The 25,651-nt window shown below is 72.3% G+C and carries 19 protein-coding genes; 6 read left to right on the top strand and 13 right to left on the bottom strand.

Translation table 11 applies throughout. The features are described from left to right. Positions 1–75: 75 nt before the first annotated feature. A complete protein-coding gene (locus ACGFK0_RS21250; protein ID WP_392907012.1) occupies positions 76–1,431 on the top strand; it encodes a S8 family serine peptidase in 1,356 nt (451 codons plus the stop codon). Between the two features lie 57 nt (positions 1,432–1,488). Here the strand turns inward: ACGFK0_RS21250 and ACGFK0_RS21245 are convergent, their stop codons facing one another. From ACGFK0_RS21245 to ACGFK0_RS21200, 10 genes are all read right to left on the bottom strand, one after another. After that, a complete protein-coding gene (locus ACGFK0_RS21245; protein ID WP_392907011.1) occupies positions 1,489–2,361 on the bottom strand; it encodes a hypothetical protein in 873 nt (290 codons plus the stop codon). A gap of 20 nt (positions 2,362–2,381) precedes the next feature. Beyond that, positions 2,382–2,822: a hypothetical protein gene (locus tag ACGFK0_RS21240; protein WP_392907010.1), complete on the bottom strand. Its 441-nt coding sequence runs from the start codon at positions 2,820–2,822 to the stop codon at positions 2,382–2,384. After that, positions 2,819–3,274 carry a hypothetical protein gene (locus ACGFK0_RS21235; protein WP_392907009.1) on the bottom strand — a complete coding sequence of 152 codons (456 nt, stop codon included), beginning with the start codon at positions 3,272–3,274 and terminating at the stop codon, positions 2,819–2,821. Before ACGFK0_RS21235 ends, ACGFK0_RS21240 begins: the two co-directional genes overlap by 4 nt. Before the next feature lie 24 nt (positions 3,275–3,298). Further along, the gene (locus tag ACGFK0_RS21230) at positions 3,299–4,660 is read right to left on the bottom strand and encodes a TNT domain-containing protein (protein ID WP_392907007.1); all 1,362 of its coding nucleotides are present in this window, start codon (positions 4,658–4,660) and stop codon (positions 3,299–3,301) included. Further along, positions 4,657–5,544 carry a glycohydrolase toxin TNT-related protein gene (locus tag ACGFK0_RS21225; protein ID WP_392907005.1) on the bottom strand — a complete coding sequence of 296 codons (888 nt, stop codon included), beginning with the start codon at positions 5,542–5,544 and terminating at the stop codon, positions 4,657–4,659. The genes ACGFK0_RS21230 and ACGFK0_RS21225 overlap by 4 nt, the downstream gene beginning before the upstream one ends. Position 5,545: 1 nt before the next feature. Next, positions 5,546–6,352: a hypothetical protein gene (locus ACGFK0_RS21220; protein WP_392907003.1), complete on the bottom strand. Its 807-nt coding sequence runs from the start codon at positions 6,350–6,352 to the stop codon at positions 5,546–5,548. Between the two features lie 48 nt (positions 6,353–6,400). Then, the gene (locus ACGFK0_RS21215) at positions 6,401–7,225 is read right to left on the bottom strand and encodes a hypothetical protein (RefSeq protein WP_392907002.1); all 825 of its coding nucleotides are present in this window, start codon (positions 7,223–7,225) and stop codon (positions 6,401–6,403) included. Between the two features lie 76 nt (positions 7,226–7,301). Continuing rightward, positions 7,302–15,665: an ADP-ribosyltransferase gene (locus tag ACGFK0_RS21210; protein ID WP_392907001.1), complete on the bottom strand. Its 8,364-nt coding sequence runs from the start codon at positions 15,663–15,665 to the stop codon at positions 7,302–7,304. 8 nt (positions 15,666–15,673) lie between these two features. After that, positions 15,674–15,976, bottom strand: coding sequence for a WXG100 family type VII secretion target (locus ACGFK0_RS21205; RefSeq protein WP_392906999.1), 303 nt, complete (start codon positions 15,974–15,976; stop codon positions 15,674–15,676). Beyond that, on the bottom strand, positions 15,973–16,374 hold the full coding sequence (locus ACGFK0_RS21200; RefSeq protein ID WP_392906997.1) for a YbaB/EbfC family nucleoid-associated protein: 402 nt from the start codon (positions 16,372–16,374) through the stop codon (positions 15,973–15,975). Before ACGFK0_RS21200 ends, ACGFK0_RS21205 begins: the two co-directional genes overlap by 4 nt. 220 nt (positions 16,375–16,594) lie before the next feature. Between ACGFK0_RS21200 and ACGFK0_RS21195 the strand changes: the two genes are divergently transcribed. Both ACGFK0_RS21195 and ACGFK0_RS21190 read left to right on the top strand, forming a co-directional pair. After that, positions 16,595–16,891 (top strand): hypothetical protein, encoded by a 297-nt coding sequence (locus ACGFK0_RS21195; RefSeq protein WP_392906996.1) that lies wholly within the window; start codon positions 16,595–16,597, stop codon positions 16,889–16,891. A 370-nt stretch (positions 16,892–17,261) separates the two neighbouring features. After that, on the top strand, positions 17,262–18,806 hold the full coding sequence (locus tag ACGFK0_RS21190; protein WP_392906995.1) for a MinD/ParA family protein: 1,545 nt from the start codon (positions 17,262–17,264) through the stop codon (positions 18,804–18,806). Between the two features lie 54 nt (positions 18,807–18,860). Here ACGFK0_RS21190 and ACGFK0_RS21185 read toward each other — a convergent pair whose 3' ends face one another. Continuing rightward, positions 18,861–19,661, bottom strand: coding sequence for a hypothetical protein (locus ACGFK0_RS21185; protein WP_392906994.1), 801 nt, complete (start codon positions 19,659–19,661; stop codon positions 18,861–18,863). A 248-nt stretch (positions 19,662–19,909) separates the two neighbouring features. Here ACGFK0_RS21185 and ACGFK0_RS21180 point away from each other — a divergent pair, with 248 nt between their 5' ends. Next, positions 19,910–20,374, top strand: a complete 465-nt coding sequence (locus ACGFK0_RS21180) for a hypothetical protein (protein ID WP_392906993.1) — start codon at positions 19,910–19,912, stop codon at positions 20,372–20,374. Positions 20,375–20,407: 33 nt separating this feature from the next. On the opposite strand, the gene ACGFK0_RS21175 is transcribed toward ACGFK0_RS21180, so the two are convergent. After that, positions 20,408–21,844 (bottom strand): DUF1266 domain-containing protein, encoded by a 1,437-nt coding sequence (locus ACGFK0_RS21175; protein ID WP_392906992.1) that lies wholly within the window; start codon positions 21,842–21,844, stop codon positions 20,408–20,410. A 94-nt stretch (positions 21,845–21,938) separates the two neighbouring features. Continuing rightward, positions 21,939–22,880, bottom strand: coding sequence for a DUF6177 family protein (locus ACGFK0_RS21170; RefSeq protein WP_392906990.1), 942 nt, complete (start codon positions 22,878–22,880; stop codon positions 21,939–21,941). Between the two features lie 109 nt (positions 22,881–22,989). On the opposite strand from ACGFK0_RS21170, the gene ACGFK0_RS21165 reads away from it, so the two are divergent. Further along, positions 22,990–24,432: an LCP family protein gene (locus ACGFK0_RS21165; RefSeq protein ID WP_392906988.1), complete on the top strand. Its 1,443-nt coding sequence runs from the start codon at positions 22,990–22,992 to the stop codon at positions 24,430–24,432. 229 nt (positions 24,433–24,661) lie between these two features. Beyond that, positions 24,662–25,648: a glycosyltransferase gene (locus tag ACGFK0_RS21160; protein ID WP_392906987.1), complete on the top strand. Its 987-nt coding sequence runs from the start codon at positions 24,662–24,664 to the stop codon at positions 25,646–25,648. The last annotated feature ends 3 nt before the right edge of the window (positions 25,649–25,651 follow it).

The raw sequence follows: 25,651 nt of genomic DNA, 5'->3' as shown, positions 1-25,651 counted from the left end.
GCGGCTCACGGGCGGTCGGCGGCTTCGGTCGCCGGCCGCCCGCGCCTGCGCGACGGACTAGGGAGTGTGCGACAGATGCGATGGCTGCTTCGGACGGCGGCGTCGACGGTGGCGATCGGCTTGGCGGTGGCCCCGGTCGTCCCCGCACACGCCGCGCCGGCCCCTTCGCCCCAGCAGTGGTGGTTCGACTCCTGGAACATCCAGAAGGAGGTCTGGCCCGTCACCAAGGGCAAGGGTGTGACGGTCGCCGTCATCGACACCGGGGTCAATGCCCAGCTGCCCGATTTGAAGCCCGCCGTGCTGCCCGGCAGCGACATGACGGGCAAGGGCGGCGACGGCCGGCGGGACTACGACACCAGCAATGAGGGCCACGGCACCGGCATGGCGAGCCTGATCGCCTCGCAGGGCACCAAGACGGGGTTCGTCGGGGTCGCCCCGGAGGCCAAGATCCTTCCGATCGCCGCTCCCTCCCTGAGCGGGCCGATAACGAGCAAGGCGGTTCGCTTCGCGGTCGATCACGGCGCCAAGGTGATCAACATCTCCCAGGCCAGCCCGTCCGCGAACCTCTATCCCAACCAGTGCCCGCCAGAACTGCTCGAAGCGATCAAGTACGCGGCGGGCAAGGACGTCGTGATCGTCGCCGGTGCGGGCAACTCCGGCAACTTCAACAACAAGCCCGCCTATCCGGCCTCGTGCCCGGGGGTCGTCGCCGTCGGAGCGCTGGCCCACAACGGAAAGCCGTGGGAGTCGACGCAGCAGCAGAGCTACGTCGCGGTGGGTGCGCCGGGCCAGGACGTCGGCTACATCGGTAAGACCGGCCACGTCTTCACCGCCGGTCAGGGGACGAGCCAGGCGTCCGCGCTGACCGCAGGCGCCGTCGCCCTGCTGCGCAGCCGCTACCCGCAGATGCCGGCCCGCCAGATCGTGCAGCGCCTCATCGCCACCGCGAAGGACTTCGGCCCGCGCGGCAAGGACAACCTGCTGGGATACGGCGTCATCAGCATCCCGCGCGCCCTCAAGCAGGACGTCCCCGAGACCGCGCCCAACCCGGTGTACGCGCGGCTCGACAAGGTCGCCGGCGGCGAGGGCGGGGCCGGTGCCACGAAGAAGCCCGCTGCTGCGGAGGAGAAGGACTCCGGCGGCTTCCCGGTGCTGATCGCGGGCGGAGTCGTGGTCGTTCTCCTCGTTCTGGGCGCCGGAGCCTTCCTGCTCGTTCGTCGTCGCCGGCCATCGGGGGCACCGTCGGGGCCCGCGGGCCCCATGTCGTCGCCGCCGCAGCAGTTCGGGCCACCACAGCAGTTCGGGCCGCCGCAGCCGGGGCCGCAGCAGTCGCCCTACCAGTCCGGCCCGCAGGCGCCGGCTCCGCAGCAACCGGCTCCGCAGCAACCAGGTCCGCACGGGGGTCCGCAGAATCCGCCGCCCGGCCGCTGACGGCAGGGCCGGTCTTCGGGCCGGCCCTTCACCGTCGACCGGGCCACGCCGACCGGGCTAACCGCCGGGTCGCCGGCTCAGGCATTCGCCGCAGTTCGCGAGGGTGTCGGTGATGCTTTTCGCGACCGCTTCGGCGCCTCCGCGCACGGCTCCTTCGTCCAGTGCCTTCGACGCGCCGGCTCTGGGGAAGCCGTCCTTGTCGAGCGGCGATGTCGTTCCCCGGTACCGCACCGTGATGACGGCGTTGCGCAGGCGGACGGTCGCGGCCACGGTACCGGACTGCCCCAGCGGCCCCTTGAGCGTCGAATAACGGGTGAACGCCTGGTCTCCGAGTCCGATGACGCTGGGAGCCTCGGCGTGCAGTGCACCTTCCGCGCCGCGCGAGGTGCCCGCCATGTGCCGGGCGCCCTTCCACGCCCCGTCGTAGTCGGACTTCGCCGGCGTCACCCCGTCCAGGTGCAGCCGCACCGCGATGTCGAGCCGACGCGCGGTGGCCGTCTCGTCGCCCGGCGCCCCGATCAGGGGCTCCGCCCACTCGCATGCCGCGTACCGTTCGGCCGCCGAGGTGCCGGCCTTGCTGGGGACGGGCAAGGCGGAGTTCGGCACGTGCTGTTCGAGGGTCAAGCCCGGCACGAGGGAGCACGGCTCCGGCATCGAGGTGAACCGGGCCGGCTCGGGCTCGTCCCCGGCGCTGCTCAAAGCCCAGGCGGCGGCGCACACCGCGGCGACCGCGAGCACGCCGGAACCCATGAGCCATGGCTTGCTCGCCATCCGCGACCACCGGAACGCCGCGGTCTCCGCGACGGGCTCGGGCGGTTCCGCGACGGGCTCGGGCGGTTCGGCGGGCTCGGGCGGTTCGGCGGCCGTGCGGTCAGCCCCGTCCAGCAGTTGGTCCGGGGGTTCGAACTCCGGACGCGACCCATCGGACACCCTGCAGGCCCCGCTGCCTATCAGCCGCCGGCCGGCTGCTTATCCTGCAGCCAGGCCGGGATGTTCTCGGGTGTGCGGGGGTAGAGCTCCAGCTCTTCCGCATAGGCCTTCGCCGGCGGCGAGGTGGCCCACTTGGGGTCGTTCTCCCGGTCGTACTCGATCTCGTAGGAGAACGGGTACGTCAGCCGGAACTTGGCGGAGAACCAGGTGCCGAGCCCGTCGGCGTACATGCCGGAGCGGAGGCGGGCGAACAGGTCGCCGAGAGCGGGCGGGGGCGTCCACAGGCTGGGAAAGCCCGGACCGGAGACTTTGCGGACCTGCCCCAGGGTCTCACTGTGGGAGCCGACCGACCGGTGGACGACGACGCACTCCTGCCAGGCGGCCGGGAGGGTGTGGACCAGCAACAGCGTCATCTCTTCGAGGAGCCGGTTCTGTTCGGCAGGGTTCAGCTGCTCGCTCACTGTGCCTCCTGCAGCCTGGCGCGCAACCAGCCGGGGATGTGCTCGTCGTCGCGCGGGAACGCGGCCAGGTCTTCTGCCCACTCGGCGGCGGTGATGCCCGGCTGCCAGAGCGGGTCGTGGTCGTAGTTGAAGCTGGTGTGGTACGCGCCGGGCGGGTCCATCATCAGGCGCATGCTCAGCCAGGTGCCGGTACCGGGCCGGTACATCATCGAGCGCAGTTCCCCGAGCATGCCGATCACGTCGCGCGGCATCTCGGCCGGTGGTGACGAACCGTCCTGCAGGACGACCGTGAGCGCGATGTCGGACACCGCGACGGTCATGAGGGCCTTCATGTCGATGCGCTTCCAGCCGGCCGGTGCCGCCTGGGCGAGCAGCGTCGCGACTCCCTTGGTGAGCACGTCGTAGCGCTGCGGGTCGTAGGGCATCGGCCCGCGGCCTGGAGCGTCGGTCATGGCTGTCCCTCCTGTTCCGCGAGTTTAGTGTCCTGCCCGGTCACCGGTGATCTCCACCAGGTGGCCGGACGCGACGAGGTCGGCGATCGAGTCGGCGAGATAGAAGCCCATCCCGGTGTCGGGCGGGGAAGGGTCGCTTCCGAGTGGGCCGGGGGCGAAGAGGCCGGTGTGAGCGCGGATCGGCTTCTCCACGCGGTAGACGTGGTAGGCGTAGTCGCTCGGCGCACCCCACAGGCCGCGACGCAGGAACGGAGTTCCGATCGTGTAGACGAAACAGTTCGCGGGGTCGCCGTACGCATCGACTTCCCTACCGGTTTCCAGCACTTCGCTGGGAGGTTCGGGTGCGGCTTCGGGTTCCGGCGCCGGTGCGGGGAGCCCGCTCTCCGCGAGCATCATGAGCACCTCGTGGACGGAGACGTACGCGCCTTCTTCAGGGGCGGCGCCGGGGAAGCACACGAAGTGATCTTCAGGGCGGTTGTGGAGCGGGTCGAGGTGGATGTAGGGGCCGGTTCCGTCGGGCCGGGGTGAGTTGGACCTGCGTACGCTCAGCTCTCGGCCCACGTCGCCGAAGGTCCATGCCTGCTGGTCGTCTCTCGGTATGCGTTCCCCGGTGATGATCTGCACCACGCTCAGGACCGCGCTGTTGATCTCCATCCCGGCGTCGGTCATCACCCCGGCCATCGCGTGCGCGACCGCGCGGTGCGGTTCGGCGTAGGGGGCGGCGTCACCGCCGGGCGCCACGGCCAGCCAGGCGTCGCCGGTGTGGGCGACCGTCCAGTGACCCTCGCCCGGAGCCCCGATACGAAGCGTTCCCGCGCCCGGAACGAAGTCGGCGAGCTTGACGCGTGCCCGCATGAACAGTTGCTCCATGCCCGGCGGCAGCAGCGCGACCAGGTCGCTTTCCCGCTGCGGGACGGGGCTGTAGGTCCGCGCCGCGTGGTGCAGGTCCAGGAGCGAGCGCATCCACTCGGGGACCGCGCCGTCCGGGCGGGGGAACCGCTGGAGTTCCGCGGCGCAGTCGGCGGGGGTGATCTCGTCCGTCCAGGCGAACTCGGCGGGGGGCCGGGCGGACACCCCCCAGTCGGCGACCCCGTTCTTGTTCCGCAGCTTGTAGCTGAATGACGGCCAGGTCCCCTGGTCGGGGTGGTAGGTGATCTCCCGGTGCCGGCGCAGCAGGCCCGGGATGCCGGTTCTGGGGATGCGCCGCCCGGCGGCGCGGATGCCGCTGGGGTAGCTGCGGCCGGTTTCGTTGCCGGTCAGGTAGATGACCTCATGGTCGCCTATCGCACGGTAGGTCAGCTCGGCCCTTGTCCACGTGTCGGGAAGCAGGCCGGTGACTTCGTCGATCAGCTGCTGGAGCAGCGTTGTTTCCGGGTCGTTCGTCATGGGCCCTCGGTGGTCTCGCGCAGCGTTCCGGTCGCGAGCAGAGCGGCGATCGTGTCGACCAGGTAGTAGCCGCGGCCCTGCCCGGTGGTGTCCGCGACGGAGATCGTCGCTTTGTCGGTCGGGAAGGACGGATAGACGTGCAGCGGCCTGCGGACCCGGTAGGAGCGGTGCGTGTGCCGGGCGGGCTCGTCCCACAGTCCGCGACGGGTGAACGGCGTTCCGGGCTCGTAGAGGAACACGTCGTCGGTGTCGCCGTAACCGTCGAGGATCGTGCCCTCGGACAGGATCTCGGCGGGTTCTCCCGGGGTGTCGGGGAGCAGGTTGAAGGCCATCATGGACCAGACCGTGTGAACGTCCACGAACGGGCCTTCGGAAGGCGTGGGGGCGGGCCGCAGGACGATGTATCCGGCGCGTCCGACCAGGCCCTCCAGAGCGATGCAGGGCGTGCCGGACGGCCGTGTCGCGTTCCGGGACTCGGCTGAGATCCGCTGCGCCGTCTCGGTCAGCGCCCACGTCCAGGTGTATTCGTGGGATTCGCGCCGGATCAGGTCGGCGATCTCCAGGATCGTGCTGTTCAGGCTCACGCCGTCCTCGGAGAGGATGCCGCCGACCGCGTGAGCGGTGGCCGCCCTCGCCGTGGCGTGGTCCGATGCCGCGTCGGCGGAACCGTCCGGGCGGTGCACGGCCTGCCAGCCGTTCTCGCCGTGCAGGACCGACCGGCATCCGTGCTCCGCGACGCCGACCCGGAAACGGGCGGCGCCGTCCCGCGTCATGTCACGCAGAAGCCGACGGGCTCGCGCGAACATGATGGGGCTCTCGGGCGCGAGCCGGGCGACCAGCTCGCGCTCGTCCTGCGGAGAGGGCGTCTCCTCGGGGGAAGGCATCTCAGGATGTTTCCGCCGGCCGGTTGATGGTCGCGACGGCTTCGCGGCGGACGTCCTCGTCCACCTCGGGCACCGCGAACCCGTTCCCGCGGGCGAAGCCGACCAGGTCGGGCTCGGGCGGGACGCCGTGGACCCGCAGGTAGTAGGCGACCGCACCGGGCCAGATCCACGTGCCGTCGGTGTGGTAGGTCATCGGGACCTCGGCGCGGCGGCCCGGGTCGAGGACATCGGTGTCGTAGCCGCGGGCAGCCAGGACGATCGGGGCGCCTTCCAGGTAGCGCAGCAGCCCCTCCCGGTCCTCTTCGGGGACGGGCGGGTGATCGGCGACGGGCGCCCCGGACGGGCCGGCGGGGCCGAAGACGCGGGCGATCCGCATCCCCGCGGGCGACGGCTGGGGGGTGCCCGTCAGTCCCCGCTCACGCAGGGACTCGTCGAACAGCGGATTCGTCCGCTTGCTCAGGGAACGGATCAGCGCCTGTTCCTCCAGGGTCAACCGCCGGCCGCCCTCCAGGGCGGTCTCCTCAAGCCCGCGCATCGTCTCGTAGAGGGCCTTGACCGTGCCCTCGCCCAGTCCCTTGCGGGCCCGGTACATCTCCACGGCGGTGACGAACTCCTCGTACGGCAGCTCGTCGATGTCGGCGTCACGGTTGAAGTCCAGCTCGCCGATGTACCGCATGGCGCGCACGAACGCCCCGCCCCGCGGGTCTGCGGCCAGGCAGTCCAGTCCGCCGCCCGGCGTCTCCAGGAGGACCACCGGCCGTTCGTTGTACACGAAGTACCGCGGATAGGTCTTCCTCACCAGCTTCACAACGACGACTCCCGTGATGATTCGTGATGCCGACGACCGTACCCGGCGCTATCCCCGCGCCAGGCGGTCCAATTCGTCCAGCCCGGCCGCCCGGCCCTCCTGCGCGTCGGCGGCGACACCGCCGGCGAGCGGGTCCTCAGGCGTTCCGCGCAGGCGCCGTACCGCCTCGGCGGCGGGCACGCCCGCACCGAAGGCGTGCGCCAGCCGGGCCTCCCACAGCCCCGCCGCGATCTCCCCGTCCCGGCCCGCCGCCGCCCGCCGCAGGTAGGACGCCGCCTCCTCCGACAACGACGCCCACACGTAGCCGAGAACCGCCCCGCCGCGCGTCACCGGGTAGAACAGCACGGGCGCCGCGGTCCGCGGCGCGTACGACGGCGGCCGGACGCTCACCAGCGGGCCCCAGCCCTGCGAGCGGTCGGCCGGCGTTCCGTCCGGGTACAGGCCGTCCTGGATGAGGGGGCCGGGTGTCGCCGGTGCGCCGGGGTTGGTCAGCTCACGCAGGGCGTCGAGGTTCGCGACGCGGTACTCGCGCGCGTCCGCCGGGATCGCGCCGCCGACCGGGTCCTCCGCCGCGCCGACCCAGAGGCGGATCGCCTCCAGCGCGGGGACGCCGCGGTCGTGGGCGTCGTCCAGGCGTCGTCCCCAGACATCGGTGGCCTCCGCGCCCGCCGCCTGGGCCGCGACGCGCCGGATGAAACCGGCGGCCTTCGCGTTGGACTCCGCGGCCCACAGATGCCCGAGCAGCTCGCCGCGGCGGACGACGGGCAGGTAGAACACCGCCTGCCGCGTGAACCGCTCGTAGGTCTGCTTCGGCGGCCGGAGCCCGCCGTCGATGGGCGGTGCCTGCGGAAGGTCCGGAAACCCGTCACTCATGACACGCGCGCCTCTCCGTCGTCATTTCTCCGTCGCCGTCTCCCCGGTGGCCGTTTCTCCCTGGGCGATGTCGCACTCACGGCGCCGCCCCGGGCGGGATGACGTCCGCCTCGATGGAGAAGACCGGCTGGGTGCCGTTCCACCCGGTCTGCACGACGTTTCTGACGTAGTACCTGGTGCCCCGGGGGAGGACGAGTTCGCGCTGGTCAGGATATGCGCTGCTGGTGCCCATCCACACCCCGTGCGCACCCTCGGGAAGGTTGAGGTGCAACTGGTAGGTGAAGCCCTGTCCGTCGACCTCCGTCGTCCCCGATCCCAGTGAGGTCGACATGTATCCCGGCTCGTTCTGCACGGCCCCGATGAGGAGCATCGGATGCCGTCCGGCCAGCGGCCTGCCGTCCGAGGCGAGCATGAAGTCCACGTCGTGCAGGCCGCGCACCGCCTGGACGGGCTCCGGCAGCGGCTGGCTCAGGGCGTGGTCGAGCTCATTGATCCGCCGCCAGAAGGCGTCCGGTGTGGGCTCACCGCCGAGGTAGCGCCGCAGGAACTCGCGCTGCTCGTGGTTCTGCCACATCTCCTGGAGACGGGCCTCCGGGTCCGTCTGCGTGAGGACGTGCTGGATCAGCTGCCGCTGGTAGTCGGTGAGGTCCGGCCGGTTCCACATCTGCATCAGCTGGTTCCGGTGGACCGGCATGCCCCCGCCGTTCAGGTAGGCGAGGTGCTGGACGTAGTTCTGCTCCGTGAACAGATGGGTCAGGTATCGGCCCACGTCCGCGCCGGGCCGCAGCTGCGGATTCGGCATCGACTGCACCGTGTACCAGTGCAGGGCCTGCTGCAACTGGTGCGGCAGGTTGCGGTAGACGTCCGACAGCCGGTTCTCGCCGTACCGCTCGCCCTGCTCGTCGGTGTCGAAACGGCGGTACCCGTCCCGGTCGACGTGGCCCTCACGGCGGAACCAGTCGCGCAGCCCCCGCGCCTCCGCGTCGTCCGCGGGCCTCGCCGGGTCCGGGCCTCGGTGGTCCTCCCGGCCAGGGGGACGGCCGTCGCGTCCGGCGGTCGAGGTCGTGCCGTCCGGGTTGAAGGTCTGCCACGTGCCGTTCGGGGGCCAGCCGGGGCGGGTCCGCCCGTCCGGGCCGGTCTGGCCGGACGAGGCGTACACGTTGCCGTCGCCGTCCGACCACGCCAGCCCGTTCGGGGCGGTGACGGGCACGCCGAGCCGCTGGGCGAGCTGCGCGGCGAAGTCGCCGTCGCCGGTCCGGCACGACAGCAGCAGGATCTCGCGGCCGTTCCAGTTCGGGTCGTTGCGGATCAGATGCGCCAGGTCGTCGGCGTTGAGCCGGCGTCCGCCGCCGAGCCGCAGCCCGTCCGCGTCGCCGTGCCCGTCGACCGTGAACCGCTGCGGGTCCGCGGGGACACGCCGCGCGAGGTCCCGCATGGCGGGGTCGGCCGGGTCGTGGAACGACCGTCCGGCCGGCGTGGCGTCGCTGTCCCGGAAGGTGTCGTGCAGGTGCGGCGGCAGACCGTCCGGGATGGTCTCCGGGGCCCTCTCCGGGGACTCGGCGTCCTCCCGCCGGACGGGTGGCTGCCCATCGCCGTGCGAAGCGTCGCCGGTGGTGGAGTCGCCGTGGGTGGAGTCGCCGTGGGTGGTGTCGCCGTCCTCGCGCGTGGTGCGCAGGTGCGGCGGCAGCGACTCGTTCAGCGCCGCGTCGAACCGCTCGTTGAGGCGACGGTTGATCACTTCGCGGACGGCCCGTTCCTCCGGTGTCAGCGGAGCGTCGCGTTCGCCGCGCGCCGCCCGTTCCTCGGCGACGTTGGGCAGGTCGCGCGAGACCTCGTACAGCGAGTGCTCGTAGCTGGCGACGTTGTCGAACGGCCGCAGGTGGAGGCGGAGCTCTCCGATGTGGCCGTTCGGCATCCGGACCGTCATCCGGATGTCGCGGTAGCCGCTCGGCTGCGGTGTGCGCAGCCGGTCCTTGATCGACACGACCTCGACGCCGTGCCGCTGCGCGACCTCCCGGACCCGGTCCAGCGCCCGGTACAGATCCGAGACGCTGTCGAACTGGACCTTGCCGCCGAGCAGGTCGTTGAGCGCGGAGGCGTCCCCGTCGCTCTCATTGATGATCTTGTCGAGAGCCCGGACCCGGTCCTTCGGCCCCGGACGCATCTTGGCGTCGTCCGGATCGCCGGCCAGGTCGTTCAGGACGTTGCGGAGGGTGCCGGTGCCTTCCGCGGCCTTCTGGTACAGCTCGTCCAGGTACCGGTTGACGAGCTCGTTGTCCTTCGAGAGCGGCTGCCCGCCCGCGCGTTCCTGCTCGGCGGCGAGCGCCTCTTCGTCGAACCCGGGCTGCTTCGGGGACTTGCCGGGGCCGATCTCGTCGATGGCCCGGTCGCTGATCTCGACCTGCCAGTCCTCAAGCGGAGTCGGTGTGGGCTCCACCTGCCCCTCGCGCAGCACCGCGTCGGCGCCCCGCTCGTTCACCTCCCGGATCGAGTCCTCCAGGATGTGCACGGCGTCCGAGTGCGTCAGCAGGCTGTGCAGCGTCCGCGGCCGCGCCAGCAGCGACTGCCGGACCGACTCCTCGGCAGGTGTCAGCGGCGGTGGGCCGCCGCCCTCGATGATCCGGGCGAGGTGGGGATGGTTCGGCAGCCGGTTGCGCAGGTCGTCGGCCAGCAGATCGCCGAGCCGGTTCCCCCGGTCGTCGACGACCGTCCCGCGGGCCTCGTCGACCATCTGCCGGACCTGCTGGTTCTCCTGGATCCGGCGCATGAGCTCGGGCTCGGCGGTCCGGGGCGGCGAGCCCTCACTCTCCGCCGACCTCGGAACGGCGTGACCCGCCGGCGGGGCGGACGCGTCCTGCAACCGGGTACCGGTGTCGGTCCGGCCATCCGGCCGTGAAGCGGACGCATCACCGGACCGCGGCGCGGCCGTCTCCGCGCCGGGCGTGGCCGTGCCCGCAGCCGGTGTTCCCGGCGTGGGTGTGCCGGGTGTGGGTGATTCCGTTGTCGACGTGCTGGGCGTGCTGCGTGGCCCGCCGTCCTCGTACCAGCCGTAATGGGTCCGGGCGTCCGGTCGTGACGTGCTCTGCCGGTCGGTGCCGTCACCGGATGTCCGCGTCTCTTCGGAGGGTGTGCGTGGCGGCGCCTGCTGGGCGTCCGAGCGCGGGGCCTGTCCCCCGTCCGGCTCGGGTGCCGGGTTGCTCCGGCGGAATCGCGGCTGGTCTCCGCCGTTCGACTCGGGCGTGGTGTTCCCGCCGGCCGGGGATGACTGCGATCCGTTGTCCGCGCCCGCCTGGTTGGGAGTGGCCGTCTGGTTCGGAGTGGCCGGCTGGGTGGGCTGACCGTTCCCCGATGGCTGGGTAGGAGCGGTGTTGCCGGGCGGTGTGTTGCCGGGTGGTGTGTTGCTCGGCGGCTGGGACGCCGCCGGGCCGCCGGACGGCGCGCCGCCGGACGGCGTGCCTCCTGCGGCTCGCTGGCTCGGGTCCAGGTTGTGGTAGCTCCGGTAGTGCGTCGTGGTCACCGGCGGGGTCTGGGAGTTGTCGGTCTCCGTCCAGCGGGTGTGTACGACCTCTGGCGTGATCTTCGGATCGTTCGGCTCCGGGAAGAAGTCGATCCGCTCGATCGTGACATCCGGATTTCCGCTGTGCCGTTGTTCGAGAAGGCTCTCGAACGACTGCCGCCAGGTATCGCCGGGAGTGAGGCCCGTGCCGGAGTTCCCGCGGTTCGTGGGGCTCCACTGCGGGAAGTAGTTGATCCGCTCTCCCGGCCCCCGCGCCTCGTGCGGGAAGATGTGGCCGCCGTCGAAACGGCCGCCCGGGTACTCACCGGTCGCCTTGCCGATGTGGCCGGCCTTCTTCTGGACAGAAGTGTTCCGCTGCTCCTCGTCCGCGTGGGGCGTGTCGTACTCGGGACGTCCGGCGGCGGCGTCCGTCTGCCCGCGGTGGTCGGTGTGGAAGAGGAAGGTGCCCGGCTCGACGCTGCCGTCGCCGAAATCACCGCTGCGGGTGGCGTCCGGCGGGTCGAGCGGCGCGTCGGGGTCGCTGGTCTGGAAACGGTCGTGGGGCTCGGCGAGGTAGTGCGTGTTCGGGCGGGGGACCCCGTACTTCTTGACGGTGGCGTTGCTGTCGCCCAGTTCGGGGTTGAACCCGTGCTGCCGGTCGCCGTACCACGTGCGGGCGTGCGTGACCTGCCTGTTCGCGTCCGTCCAGAAGACGCCGTGGAGCCTGTCGCCCGGGCCGCGCACCTCGATCCGCGAGTTGGGCGGCAGGTCCTGCCGGGCCGAGAACGGGCCCTGCGTCCCTACGTCGTATGTGCCCTGCCACCGCACCGGCGTGGCGTCCGCCGGGGGGTCGAACCTGGCGGCGGATGGCGCCATGCCCTCTCGGCCGCCGGTGTGGGGTTCGCCGGTGAAGATGTGCGGGTTGTCGAACCCGAGTTCGACCTTGTGGGTGACCCCCGGCTCGGGCCGGGTCAGGTCGATGTTCTCGTTGGGGTCGACGACCCGGGTACCGGGATCCGGCGTGACGTTGGTGATGTGGGTGACGTTGCCGTCGCCGTCCGTGTAGGCCTCGCTTCGAGGGACCCTGTTCCCCGAGGCGTCGGTCTCGTAGACGGTGTACTTGGTCCTCGGCTCCAGCGTCCCCTGTTGGACCAGCCGCTCGTTGGGCCTGAGAGTGATGTTGTCTTCGCGGGTGTACGACGGCGGTGCCCAGTCGGCCTGCTGGTGAGGCAGCCCACGTCCGGCAGGAGGGTCGGTCCGGGCCGGCGGCTCCTGGTCCCCGGGGGAGGTGTTCGAGTCGTCGGTGTCTCCCCGCCGGAAGCGAGGTTCGCCCTCACCCGGCCGGGGCCCGTCGTCGCCGCGCTGTTGTGTGCCGTCGGGCTGCTGGGTGCTGTCCGAGCGCGGTTGGCCGTCGTCGGTGCGCGGTGGCGTGCCGTCCGACCGCGATTGCGGGTCGGTTGAGGGCGGCTGTGTTTCACCTGACCGGGGCGGCGTCGTGTTCCCGTTGGGGTTCGCCGGGTTGCCGGGCGCCGGAGTGCTGCCCCCGGTGTTCTGGGTGCCGGTGTTCTGGGTGCCGGTGTTCTGGCCGCCGAGGTGGCGGTCCATGACTTGGCCGATGGCGTTGGCCAGGTCACGCGGGCTGTCGGAAAGGCGGTACTCGGTGAACGCCTCCGCCATCATCTCGTGCGAGTCGCCGGACCCGTACTCCGACAGCGCGTCCGCGATCCTCTGTTGCGTGGCGGGGTCGTGCGGCTGCGTGGCGTCGTACGGGATGCCCAGGGCGTTGGACACGGCCTGGTTCAGGTCGGCCAGCATCTGCGGGTTGTTCAGGAGCTGCTCGCCGAGGTGGTGCCCGAACTCGTGCGTGAAGACGCCTTCCGTGGAGCCGCCGCCGGGCACCGTGAACCCGGTCTGCTCCTCGCTCGCGCCGTCCTGCGCACGCTGAGCGTTGTCGGAGAACGCGTCGTGGTTGATGTAGATGCCCGGATTGGTGGCACCGGGCGTGGCGTAGGCGAGGACGTCGTCGTTGCCGGGGCCGAGGGACTGGCTGAAGTCCCCGGAGCCGATGTGGGACAGGCCCCGCATCGTCTCGGGATAGTCCGCGGCGAGTTGCTGGATGGCGTTGTTGATCTCCCGCGCCGCGGCCGGGTCGAGCGGGCTCGACGAGAAGTCGATGGTCGGTGCATCGTTGCCGAATTGGGTGAGGGCGTCCCGCGCCTGCTGCTCGGCGTCCGCGAGCTCCTGCGACCTGTCGGTCTGGTCGTTGCCGGTGGACGTGTCGCCTGAGTCGCCGCCGTCGGATTCCTTGTTGTGCGGCGCGCCCTCACTCTGCTGCGAGGGCTGGTCCTGCTGCGAGGCGTCGTCCTGCCGTGGCACCGGCTCACCGCGGACGACACCGCCGTCGTCGACGTTCTCGATCGGGGGCGGCTTCGGGCGTCCGCCGGGATCGTCGCCGGCCGAGGGCCGGGACTCGGGCCTGGGCGGCGTCGTCGATCTGGGGCCGCCCGTGGCGGAAGGGGAGGGCGAGGGGGAGGGCGAACCTCCCGTGGGCGTGGGTGAGGGCGGCGGAGATCCGCTGCCGAAGGATGAAGGTGTGCGGCTCGGGGACGCCGTACCTGCCGAGCCGCCCATCATCCCCATCGGCAGGGGCGCGACGAAGCCCGACGGGCCGCTGGAGCCGGCGCCCTCGGGCCGCTGCATGGCGTCCTGAGCCTCGGAGGCTCCGTCCGAACTGCGCTGATTCGGGTCGCCGGCGGTCTCGCTGGTCCCGTCGGCGGGTGTGGAACCGGAGGAGGGGTCGGTCCTCGGGGCGGGCGCGTCACCGCCGGGCGTGGCGCCGTCCGTGCCGCTGCCGGAGGAGGGCGTGCCGCCACCGGGGGAGGGCGTGCCGCTGCCGGAGGACGGGCTGCTGTCGCGTGTCGGCGAGCCCCCGCTGCTCCCGCTCCCGGGCGTGGGTGAACCGGTGCCGGTTCCGGGTGTGGGAGAGGCGCCAGCGGGTTGTGGAGAGCTGCCGCCGCCCGGGGACGTGCTTCCGTCACCGGGAGCCTGGGTGGCGCCGGGAGTCTGGGTGGCGCCGGGGGTCTGGGTGGCGCCGGGAGTCTGGGTGGTGCCCGGCGGCGTGCCGCTGTCCGTGGACCCCGGAGTGGGGGAGGCGGCGTCGGGGGACGGGGTACCGGAGCCAGGTGTGGCGCCGCCGGGGGGTGGCGCCTCGCCGCCCGGCGAGTGGGTTCCGCCACTGGGAGTGTGCGTGCCGGGAGTGGAGGAGCCGCCGGAGGACGAGCTGCCGCTCGGGGAGCCGCCTCGGGTGCCGGATCCGGTACCCGCCGAGGAAGAAGCTGAAGAAGATGAGGAGGAAGAAGACGAGGACGACGACGAGGGGGAGCTACCGCCGGAAGACGAAGACGGGGAGCCTCCGCCCGCGGCCGGGGCGCCGCCACCGGCCACTGGAGCCGCGCCTCCGCCGCCGACGCCTCCGCCGCCGACGACGCCTCCTCCGCCGCCGACGACGCCGCCGCCCGCGGGGGCGGCACCGCCGCCTGACGGGGTGGGGCCGCCGAAAGAACCGGCCCCGGACGGGCCGGCGGGCGAGCCTCCGCCGCCGAACCCGGACGGGTTGCCGCCGAGGCTTCCGCCGGAAGCGGACCCGCCGGCGGAACCCGAGCCGGCCAGAGAGGATCCGCCGCCACCGCCGCCGGTGTCGCCCAGAAGTGTGGAGATGCGGTTGCCGCCACCGCCGCCATCGCCGCCGGAGTACGAGCCGCCGCCGCCACCGCCGCCGCCGGATGAGCCGCCGCCGCCGGACGATGAGCCACCGCCGCCATCGCCGCCGGAGTACGAGCCTCCTCCGCCGCCTCCCCCGCCGCCGGAGGAGGAACCGACGCCTCCTCCTCCGCCGCCGGAGGGGGAGCCGCCGCCTTCACCGTCACCGGAGGGCGAGGGTGAGGGCGAAGGCGAAGGCGAAGGGGAAGGCGAGGGGCTCGGGTCGCCGACCGGTGTCGGGTTGGGGGTCGGCGGGTCCGCGCCGGGGACAGACGAGTTGTAGCCCTCAAGGCCGTCCCTGCCGCCGCCGACGGCACCGCCGAAGGCGCCCGAAGTGGCTCCCTTGGCGATGGCCTCCCAGGTCAGCGGGTCGCCATGGACCGCGGCCGTGGCGACCGTGCTGGCCACGCCGGCGATGGCCTCGGACGCGCCCTCCCGCACCATGCCTTTGGTCATACTGCCGAGCGCGGTGTCGGCGCCGTCGCCCAGGCCGGGGATCTTGCCCATGCCGTGCGAGACGCCGCCGGAGATGGCGCCGCCGATCGCGCCGTCCAGGGTGGCCGCGCCGGTCTTCGCCCAGTCGATGCCGTCACGGTTGCCCTGCGCGACCTGGATTCCCTGGACGAGCAGGTCGAGACCGCCGCCCTCGACGGCGCCGACCAAGGCGCCCCTCAGCACAGCGCCGAGGAACCGCTGGCTCAGCCGCTCCAGCAGTTCCTTGGCAATGGTTCTCGCCGTGACCTGTGCCGCGGCCTCCACGGCCGGGATGGCCGCCGTCGACGCGCCGAACGTCGCGAACGCCGCCGCGATCAGATAGGCGATCTCGATCGCCGTGATGATCAGCAGGGCGATGAACATGTACTTGGCGTACTCGATGTCGAGTGCGCCGCCGTCGAGCGTCTCGGCGAGCTGGCCGCACGACTCGACGAGCTTGGTCAGGATCTGGGGGTCGGTGGAGACCCACTGCTCCCATTTCAGGCTGAACGCCTCGGCGGCGCCGCTGTCGAGGGCGGCGCGCACGTCGGCCGCCGTCTGGTTCAGCTCCTCGATCAGCTCGGTGACCTCGGTGCCGGCGGTCCGCCACGCCTCGGCGCAGCGGCGCATCGCCGTCTCGTCGCCCTCCGGCCAGTCGGCACCGATGATCCAGCCCAGCCACTGGACCGGTTCAGGTATTTCGAGACCCACGGATCAGCTCACTTCAGCTCTGAGGCGTCCTCGGCGGCCTTGTAGGTCTTGGCCATCTGGTCCACGCCCTTTTTGATGCCTTCCAGGCCGTCCTTGAGCTTGGGGAACGACTCCTCGACGCTCGTGCTGGGCTCCTTGTAGCCCTCGGCGAACGTCTTGCCGGTCTCGTCCGAACCCCAGCACTCGCCTTCGCTGCTGAGCGCGGCGGTGAGCCGGTCGTGGATTCCCTTGAGCTGGACGGCGCCCGTTTGGAATCCCTGGCCGGCGCGCTTGAGTTCCTCTGTGTCGACTTCCAGGTGTTCGTAGGTCATGGCGGCAGGATCCCGAGTCGCTCACGCACGGCGTTGATGTCGTCGGGGCGTTCGGGCAGCAGCTTGGCGATGTCGAAGCCCTCATCCGCCGCGCCTTCGGGGGCGAGCCCCCGCATCGCCTCGCGCATCTGGTCGGTGACCTGGGACTGCGCGTCCTTGGTCGCCTCCATGATCGCTTCGGCGAGTTCCGTGATGCCGAGCCTGCGCTGGACCCGCGGATCGAGTTCCAGCGAGGTCGTCCGGCCCTGCCGGTCGACCTTGACCCGCACCATGCCGTCGGCGGCCTCCCCTTCGGCCTCGATGGCCTCGAGCTTGGACTGCATCTCCTGGATCTGCTGGCGCTTCTCCTGATAGGTCTGCAGGAGTTCGTCGATATGCGCCCGCCATTCAGCGCGCACAGGCACCCCTCTGTTCGTCGGGAGCTTGGAGAGCCCGCGACCGCGCACGATCACAGGTATGCATAGATTGACCGTTTATAGAGGTTTTCGCGGCTCTTCCGCAACCTGTTCCGGAGTGTCCGCGACGTGTGGGGAATCCCGCTGACGTTGTGGAACACTGCGAGGACCGCGCGGTGCGCCGCACGGTCCGAGCCGAAGACCGGGAAGGGGCGGATGGACGATGCGCAGGAAGCCGAACATTTGTGACGCCTGCGTGCGGTTGCACAAGAGGTCCAACCCGGGGGCGGAGTCGTCGCTCGACCGCTGGATCCCCTACTGCGACGCCTTCCCGGAGCGGGTGCCCAACGAGATCTACCGTGCGGGGTTCGACCACCGGAACCCGTTCGAGGGCGACCGGGGCATCCGGTTCGAGTTGCGTCCCGGCGGCGAGCGGGCGCTGGCCGCGTACGAGGCGTCGATCGCCCGGCGGCAGGGCGTACAGGACGCGCAGAACGCCGGGCCGGGCCAGGGCGGCTGATCCGTTCCCTCCCCGCCGCCGGGCCGGCCGAGCGCGAGGCAGGCGGGAAGCACGAGGCAGGCGGGAAGTCCGTGTGGCCGACGCCGGGCTCGGTGCGCGTCCCGGCCGGTGGGGACGGTGCGTCCTTCGCCGGGCCGAGGTGGGGGGCATGGTCGCTCCGGGGAGGTTTCGCGGCGGGGCGCGGTCGGTGCTGAGGACAGATTAGCTGGAGGCTCCTGGCGGTTTCAGGTTTAGACGCCACTATGGGACTTTCGGTTCGGTGAGATCCTTGTGCGGTGATGTTTCTGCGCCTTGAGGGCGGGTCCGCGCCCGGTCCCGGTACATGGGGCGGCGGGTCCTCTCGTAGGCTGACCGGTGAGAGGGGAGGCAGGTGACCGACTCGAGTTGGCAGCAGGCCGTCCTGCGCGACATCGGCGTCTCGGGGCGTGGATTCCAGTCGCTCGACGGGGCCCCGACCAGCGTGGCGCAAGGGTCGTGGGGTGCCGAGGCTCCGCCGCGCCCGGCGCCCGAGCCGCCGCCCCCGGCCGCCCCCGCACAGCTGCCGTCCCCGGAAGCGGCGTCGGCGTCCCCCGAGGCGCCCCCGTTCGCTCCGCCCGCGGAGTTCGCGCAGTCCTCGTCCGGCGCCCCGCAGCCGCAGCCGCTGCTCCCGCAGTCGCCGGAGCCGCCCCCGCCGGCGGTTCAGCCGGATGCCGCTCAGCCGGCGGCCCAGCAGGCCGCCCCCCAGCAGCCCGCCCCCCAGCAGCCTGCCCCGCAGCAACCCGCCCCCCAGCAGCCCGCCCCGCAGCCGGCGGCGCCGCAGCGAGGGGCGGACGCCCCCGCCGAGCCGCAGCAGGCCGAGCCGTTCGTTCATTCCGAGTTCGACTGGGCGGCGGCGGTCAATCCCGTGCTCGGCGCGGTGCCCTCCGGTGACGCCGTCCAGCCGGAGCAGGGGCCGGCGGACGCCTCGTCCGGCATGCCCGTGCCGCCGGCGCCCGCCCATCCCGCCGCGCCCGAGCAGGCGGGGCCCGGGCAGCCGGTCCCGGCGGACGACCTCGTCCGCAAGAACCAGCACGGCGACCCTCTCGCCCGTCGCATGGGACGCGGCGTCCGCAACGCGATGGGCGGCGGAGCTCGGGAGGCCAGGGAGCGGGCCGCGTTCGCCGACCTGATGCAGCGGTCGGTGCCGAGCGCCCGGCAGATCGCGGTCGCGAGCGTCCGCGGAGGCGCGGGCAAGACGACGATGGCCGCGCTGCTGGCGACGGAGCTGGCCCGGAACCGGCCCGACCGTGTGCTGGCCGCGGACGCGGACGCGGAGCTGGGGTCGCTGCCGCTGCGCCTCGGAGTCCGCCCCCAGCTGTCGCTGTTCGACCTGGCGGCGCACAACCCGAACACGTTCCAGGAGGCGGAGCACTTCCTGACGCGGACCCCCGACGGCCTGTACGTCCTGTCGTCCACGCGCGGCGGGCGCATCGCCGGGGAGTTCACGCTGGAGATGTTCCAGACCGCGCTCAGTTCGGTGAGCCGCTATGTCGCCGCGACGGTCGTCGACTGCGGCGCGGGGATCCTCACCGAGGTGAACCGCGGCGTCGTGTCGAGTTCACACGGCCTGGTGCTCGTCACCCCGGGCACGGTCGACGGTGCCCTGAGCGCGCGTGGAGCGCTGGAGTGGTACGCGAACAACGATCAGGGGGGCCCGCTGAGCCGCACCGTGATCGCGATGGTGTCGCACGCCCCCCAGGTGGGCGCCGACCTGCAGCGGGCGCACCAGATGCTGGCCGCGTGGGGACTGCCCGTCATCTTCGTCCCCTACGACCGGCACCTGGCGACCGGCAGTTCGGTGGACCTGTCCAAGGTCTCCGCCGCCGCCCGGACCGCGATCACCCGCATCGTGCACGAGGTGTTCTCGCGGTCGCTGGCCGCGGGCGGCGTCCGCTGAGCCGACCTCGGCGCCCCCGGCGGTCCGGCGAGGCGAGGCGAGGCGGCCGCGGGGTCAGTCGGTCCAGACGAGGGTGTTGGTGATTTCGACGCCGAGTTCACCGGCGGTGGCGAAGACGCTGCTGGTGCGGCCGCCGGTGGCGGCACCGGTCGACCAGTACGACTGGGCGTAGATCACGTTGGAGCCCTGCGTCCACGACCGCGTCCAGTAGGCGGGGTCGGGCCGGGGCTGCCGCAGGCCGCTGGCGTCGGACGGGGTGAGCAGCTTCGGCCAGCCCTTGTCGGACGTGACGCGGCTGACGCTGCTCGCCGCCGACGGGCTGGAGAACTTCGCGATCGACACCGCGGTGATGATCTTCTTGGTCGGGTTCGCGTAGACCGCAGAGTGCATCACCCCGACGCACGGGTGTGAGTGCAGTGCGGCACGGAGCTTGGTGTTGGCGCGGCTCGTGCACGACGAGGTGCGGGTGCCCGCCCGGGTGAAGGTGTTGCCCTTCGCGGTCCGGATCGTCGTGGACAGGACCGAGGCCGGGGTCGACGGCGTCTCGCTGGTCCTGGACTCCGTGGGCCTGGGCTCGGGGGAGTAGGACGGGGTGGCGGGGGTGTAGGTCGGAAACGTGGTCGTCCCGTCGGGGTCGTCGTCGTTGCTTTCCAGGACGACGAACGCTCCGAGGCCCAGCAGGGCGAGGACCCCGACCAGCCCGAAGATCAGCAGCGGGACGAGTGGTCCGCCGCCGCCGCGCCGGGGTGGCGGGAAACCGGGACCGCCGGGCATCGGCGGGGGGCCGTGCGGCGCCGGTGGTGGCGGGAATCCCGGCCCGCCGGGCGGCTGGCCGGGCCATTGGGGGGAGTTCATGGAACGCTCCGAGCTGATCCGTGCGGGGTGCCGGGTGAGATCGGACCAGAGTAGCGGGCAGACGTTGGCGGTTTCGCAGGGGATGGTAGGTATGTCTCGTGATGGCGCGTGCCAGGGACGGCGGCGGCGCGTGCGGATGTCTCATAGGGTTGCGATGGAGAGGGGAGGCACGTGTCTGACACAAGCCGGCGACCGGTCGCCGCGCACGGCGACGGCCCGCTCAGTCCACCCGATGCCGGGGTGACCCGATGAGCAGTGACCTGGTGGCGCTGGTGCGCCGCCGTCCGGACGTGCACGCCGTGGCCGACGGCATGATCGCCATGGGCGAGCCGCTGGAACTGCGCGGCGGGGAACCGGAGCCGACCCTGATGTACGACGCCGAGGGCCGGCTGCTCGTCTCGATCGAGGACGCGGTGCAGGTGTCGGCGCAGAGCGAGATCCGGCGGCTCCTCGGCGCCGAGTTCGCCGACCGGGTCAGCGCGCCGGTGTGGTGGGTGGACATCCGCGCCGTCGCCGACCTGCCCGACGCGATGCGCGTGGCACGCAGGTTCGCCGAGTCGCTCGTGCACTGGGCCGGCGGCGTCGTCTACCCGGACGGGGCGAGCGAGGCCCCGGCGCGCAGCTGGAGGGCGTCCGGCCAGGGCGGAGGCCAGGCGGCGGGGGCCCCGGGCCAGGACGGCGCCGCGTACCACGGCGGCGTCATCGGAGGCTGAGCCCCGCCGGACGCAGGGCGCGCCGCCGGGCGCTCAGGCCCAGTCGCGCGTCAGATCGAGGTCCCAGGGGACGAGGTTCCAGGGGCTGCGAGGCTCGGTGGCGAGCTCCTCGATGAGCCGTTCGTATTCGTCCTGCGCCTTCCCGCCGCCGCCCGACCAGAGCAGCCGCCCCTGCAGGTAGCAGGTGGCCATGTCCCGCCAGGACGAGTAGCGCCGCTGGACGTCGATCGCCAGCGGCAGCATTCGCTCCCAGCAGTACTCCTCCGTGAGCCACCCGATCATGTGGCCCCAGCGGTAGAGCATCAGGGCCCGCCCGTAGTCCCAGATCAGGAACCGTCCCACGTTGGCGCGCAGCGCCGGGTCGGCGAGGGCCTTCAGGCGGTGCAGCTCCTCCTGCACGTGGTTGCGGTCGTTGAAGAGGCGGTGGAGGAACTGGGAGAGTTCGGCGCCCTCCTCGCTGACGTCCGCGCCGGGCTCGTCGCGCAGCAGCCGCGGGACGAGCCGCGCGTACGAAGCGCCCTCGTCGCCGTAGCGGACGCGCACCAGCTCGATCAGCCGCTCGACGAACGGGGGTTCGAGCATGTCGCGGGCGATGAGGTCGTCGACCTCGCGCAGCAGCGTCCCGTACTCCTCCTGCGCGGCGGGGGGCCGGGCGGCGAGGACGGCGTCCTGGGTGAAGTCGGCGCGGTGCCCGTCCTGGACGAGCCAGTTGACGGCGCCGAGGAGCTGTTCGAGGTCGTAGGCGCCCCAGGGGTCCTGGAGGAGCTCCTGGGCGGTGCGGCGGTCGGCGGCCGCGGCGGCTTCGCCGGGGGCGGCGCCGAGGCGGTCCAGCCGGAACCCGTTGATCGCGCCGTAGGGTGCGCCGGCCGCGATGATCCAGTGCTGTACGGGGGTGAGGTCGCCGCGGGCGAGGGCGCCGGCCGGATCGGGCGCGGAGATCAGCTCCCACAGCCGCCGCCGGAACTCCTCGGCCTGGCGCTCCTCGCTGCCGAAGAACCCGGCGAGCTGTTTGCGCAGGGACGGGTGCCGGACGTAGAGCCGCCGGAAGAACCGCCCGTTCTTCCACACCAGGTGTTCGGGCCGCAGCTCGCCGAAGGGGACGCGTGTCCGCCGGTGCACCATCGCCTGCTCGGCGAACCGCAGTTCCAGCGCCGGGGGCGGGTAGATCGCCTTGAGGTCGAACAGCGGGGTGAAGCGCAGCAGGACGAAGCCGAGCGCGCAGCCGAGCAGCCCGGCGCCGGGTGCCAGCGCCCACCGCGCCTCGTCCTGCAGGCCGGTGAGGGACAGCACGGCCCCGGCGAGCAGCAGCGCGACGCCGCCGGTACCGAGGGAGAGGAACCAGGTCGCCGTCAGGACGAGGGACCCCTCGATGCGGAGCACCGCCCTGTCGCCGTCGAACTCGAACGACCCCTCGGCGAGGGTCCCCTCGACGGCCCGCTCAAGCGCGTCGAGCTGAGCGGCCTGTCCCATGGGCAGGACCGTACATCATCCCTTACCGGTAGATCATCGGCTCTTTGTGCCGTTTGTCGCGGCGGGTACGGGAGGGGCGGCCGGCGCGGGCGTTTCAGCCCGACTGGAGGTGCTGCATGAGGTGGCTGTGCCGCTGCCAGCCGTCCGGGGAGCGCCCGTCCCCGAGGGGGAAGAACGTCAGCGGCGCGCGAGGGGGCCCGACCTGCTGGCCGGGGATGCCGTTCGGCCCGGTGACGGTCCCCGCGACGGCCAGCGCGACGGGTGCGGGCGCGCCGGTCCAGCGGGGCTCGGTGGTGAGGTCGGCGCGGCCGGGTGTGAGCTGGACGAACAGGGAGGCGATGGTCTGCTCGGCGGCCAGCGCGCCGACGAGGGTCGGCAGGTGCTGGAGGGGCGGCGGGTCCGCGGGCATGTAGCCGATGGTGACGGTGCTGACCTCGGCGACGGCGCCGCCTTCGCTGGAGGTGAAGTCGCAGATCGCCTGGGCGGGGCGGGGCCCATCGCCGCCGACGAGGAGCCGCGCGGTGGCGCGTCCCCGCGCGTACTCGGTGAACCGGTCGCTGCGCCAGGGGTGCTCCAGCGGCTCGGCCGGTCCGAGCGCGCCGGGCGGTTTGCCGGTGAGCAGCTGCAGCAGTCGCTCGACGGGCCCGCCGAGGTCGCCCTCCGCGCCGTGCCTGGTGCGGTAGACGAGGGTGAGCTGCGAGCCGACCGGGGCGGTGGGACGGGTGGTGAATCCGGGCGCGTAGTCGCGGGCCTCGGGGATGGGCACGAACGTCGTGCCGTTCCACTTCAGCGGCCGTCCGGTCAGGCCCTCGTAGTAGGCGTCGCCGTTGCGGACGACCCACTGCACGTCGTCGCCCGACGCGGCGGTGCGCAGCGGGAGCGACAGCCGGGAGTCCAGCGGCGTGATCAGCTGCAGGGTGCGGCCGCTCGCGGTGCAGTCGCCGAGGGTCTTGTTCAGCCAGGCGCTCAGCGCCACCAGGGGGCGGTCCTGCAGAACGACCATGGCCTGGTCGGTCAGCGCGTCTACTGTGCTCATCTTCACCGGAGTCTAGTGCCAGGGGCCGCCGGGGCGGACGGCCCGGTGGGGGGGCCGACTTTCCTGTGACGAGGGTGGCCTGTGTCCAATCTGTGCTGAAATGTTACGGATGCAGCGAGCCGCCGCGCCGTCTTCCGTCTACTACGCGGACACCGCCCCGCCGTCACCGGAAACGCCGGTGCGGGGGCGTCTGTGGCGTGTGCTCGGCGGGCTGTCGATCGTGATGTCGGTGGTGCTGGTGGCCGGCAGCCTCACCGCGTACGGGTTCTGGCGGCGGCTGGACGGACAGATCGACCGCGAGAACGTCGACGGCCGGCTCGGCGACGACCGTCCGGAGAAACTCAACAACTCGCTGAACATCCTGCTGATGGGCTCCGACAGCCGGCAGGGGGAGAACGCCCGCTACGGCGTCGAGGCGGGGCAGCGCTCCGACACCACGATCCTGCTGCACATCTCGCCCGGCGGCGAGAGCGCCATCGGCATCAGCTTCCCGCGCGACTCGATGGTGCAGATGCCGCCCTGCAAGAAGAAGGACGGCAGCACCGTCCCCGCCCAGTTCGGGATGATCAACGCGGCCTTCTCCAACGGCGGCCCCGCCTGCACCTGGCGGACGATCGAGTCCCTCACCAAGATCCACATCGATCACTACGTCGAGGTGGACTTCGCCGGCTTCAAACGCGTCGTGGACGCGCTCGGCGGCGTGGAGATCTGCGTCCCGCGGCGCGTCGACGACCCTAAGGCCGAACTGCATCTCAAGGCGGGCCGCCAGGTCGTCCGCGGCGAGCAGGCCCTCGGCTACGTCCGCACCCGCTACGTGCTCGGCAACGGCTCCGACCTCGACCGGATCAAGCGGCAGCAGGCGTTCATGGCGTCGGTGGTCAAGAAGGCCACCGACAAGGGCATGCTCACCGACCCCGGACGCACCTACGACTTCCTCTCCGCCGCCGCGAGCTCGATCAAGGCGGACGACGACCTCACCCTCTCGGTGATGCAGAAGCTCGCGGGCAGCCTGCGCGGCATGAGCGCCGGGAAGGTCCGGTTCGTCACCGTCCCCGTGCAGGCGTACCCGCAGGACAGGAACCGCGTCCAGTTCGACCGGGCGCGCGCCGAGCCGCTGTTCCGGGCCGTCCGGGAGGACAACAAGCTCCCCGAGCCGGCCCCGCCGACGCCCGTGGCGGCGCAGAACCAGGTCAAGCCCGTCCCTCCGGCCCAGGTCAGGGTCGGCGTCTACAACGCGGCCGGCGTCCACGGCCTCGCGCAGCGGACGGCGGACCAGCTCACCGAGCGCGGCTTCCAGGTCGTCAAGGTCGGCACCAGCCGCAAGCAGTACGCCCGCACCCGGATCCTGTACGGCGCGGGCGCCGAGCGCCAGGCCGCCCGCATGGCCATCGCGGTGCCCGGCCACAAACCGCGCGCCTGGCAGTCCGCCAAACCCGGCTACGTCTACCTCGTCATCGGCAAGGACGGCGCCGACCTGCGCGGCGTGAACAAGGCGGTCCCCAAGGTCGCCGGCGAGATCCGCGCCGACCGCGACGCCTGCGCCCGAACCTGACGCGCCGCATCCCGGCCACCGGGGCCGCACCCCGGCCACCGAGGCCGCATCCGGGCCACCGGGGCCACACCCGGCACCGCCGATCGGTATCGTGTCGGCGGGTAACCCAGCAACCGCCTTAAAGCGTCACATGTAAGACAGCGCACTCGATCCCTCCGACCCTCTGCCCCCAGGAGCCGCCCCCGCACAGGGCTCTGCCGGGCGCCCACGCCCCCCCCGGAACGGACGCATGCAGCCCGAAGCCTTCACCCTGTTGATGACCGTCTACGGCGGTGATCGCGCGGAGCACGCACGGGGCGCCTTCCGCAGTGCGGTGCACGAGCAGACGCTCCGGCCCGACCAGGTGGTCCTGGTCCAGGACGGCCCCGTCCCGACCGAACTGGCGGACTGCCTGCGGGAACTGGTCACCGAAAGCCCCGTCGAGGTGTCGTTCGTCCGCCTGGAGCGCAACCGCGGCCTCGGACCCGCCCTGGACGCCGGCCTCAAGGCCGCCCGCCACGACATCGTCGCCCGGATGGACGCCGACGACGTCGCCATGCCCCACCGCTTCCAGACCCAGGTCCCGCTGGTGCGCGCGGGCGCCGACCTCGTGGGCGCCGGCCTGCTGGAATTCAGTACCGACATCTCCGACATCGTCGGTCAGCGCACCCCGCCGAGCGACCCCGACGACATCGCCCGCTACTCGCGGCTGCACGACCCGTTCAACCACCCGACGGTCGTCTACCGCCGCAGCGCCGTGGTGGCCGCCGGCGGCTACGGCGACCTGCCGCTGATGGAGGACTACTGGCTGTTCGTCCGGATGATCGTGAACGGCGCACGGGTGGTGAACATCGCCGAGCCTCTCGTCTACTACCGGGTGGGGGACGGGGCGTACGAGCGGCGCGGCGGCCGCGACCTGCTGCGCTCGGAACTGCGGCTGCAACGCCAGATGCTGCGCGAGGGCTTCATCTCACAGCCGCAGTACCTGCGGAACGTGATGGTGCGCGGCGGCTACCGGTTGGTCCCGACCATGATCCGCAAGCCGTTCTACCGCCGCGTCGTGGCCCCCTATGGCGCGCGCCGCAACCGGTCCCGCGACCGCGAGGACGCGCGCCGGGTGACGGTGGCCGTACAGCCCGGATACATACCCCGCCATGCCCGCCCGGCGACCGGCGCCGCCGACGGCCACGAGAGCATTCCCGGCCGCGACCCCGCCCGTCCGCGCCAGGAGGGCTGAGCC

Origin of the sequence: Spirillospora sp. NPDC048823 (genome assembly GCF_043198445.1) — a bacterium.
GTDB lineage: Bacteria > Actinomycetota > Actinomycetes > Streptosporangiales > Streptosporangiaceae > Spirillospora.
The sequence above is the reverse complement of the archived record's forward strand: the minus strand, read 5'-3'. Positions and strand labels throughout refer to the sequence as shown.